2 protein-coding genes are annotated in these 735 nt (G+C 64.2%); both read left to right on the plus strand.

The window, feature by feature from the left end:
- Positions 1–197, plus strand: a 197-nt coding sequence (locus KUM32_RS05890) for a MoaD/ThiS family protein (protein WP_217140727.1), incomplete at its 5' end; no start/stop codon positions are given.
- A gap of 443 nt (positions 198–640) precedes the next feature.
- Positions 641–735 (plus strand): cold-shock protein (locus tag KUM32_RS05895; protein ID WP_217140728.1); only part of this gene is annotated, 95 nt, incomplete at its 3' end.

The raw sequence follows: 735 nt of genomic DNA on the forward strand, positions 1-735 counted from the left end.
CCCTCGGCGAGGTGCTGGCGGACCTGGAGAAGAACCACCAGGGCATCGCCGCCCGGGTGCTCGACGACCAGGGCAAGCTGCGCCGCTTCGTGAACGTGTACGTCAACGACGACGACGTGCGCTTCGCCCAGGGACTTGAGACGGCGACGCCGGACGGCGCGGGCATTTCCATCATTCCCGCCGTCGCCGGCGGCTGACCCGCGCATTCCGCATCGCGAGCTGCCCGAATTGCCCCGTCCACGAGAAAGCGGACGGGGCAATTCCGTGTTTGAAACCGCGATAAGGTTGAACTGATCTCCCTCCCTCTCTTACGGGCCCGCACGCGGAAGCGGCAGCGGCTCGTCAAAATGTGCGTGAAGTGTGGACATGATTTGCTGGGTTGCTCCCGCCATGTCCGGCCCGACTTGACCGGTAATCACCGGAGTTCACCTCGTATGGTCGATGACGCGCGCCCAGAATTCTCGTCCGATTGACCTGTTGCTCTGGGCATCTGGGCAGATACATTCAGCGGCGGTCGACGCGTTCCGGCGCACGCCCCAGGGGTCCCCTTTCCGCATGGGAGGGGTTTCTCAGGGGTGAGGTCTGACCCGGGTCCGCGGAGTGCGGTCCTGCGCAAGGGCCAGCAATAGGGGAGTTAGGAATGGCTCAGGGCACCGTCAAGTGGTTCAACGCGGAGAAGGGGTACGGCTTCATCGCGGTCGACGGTGGTGCGGACGTGTTCGTCCACTACAGATC

Source organism: Streptomyces sp. AC627_RSS907 (assembly GCF_019049165.1).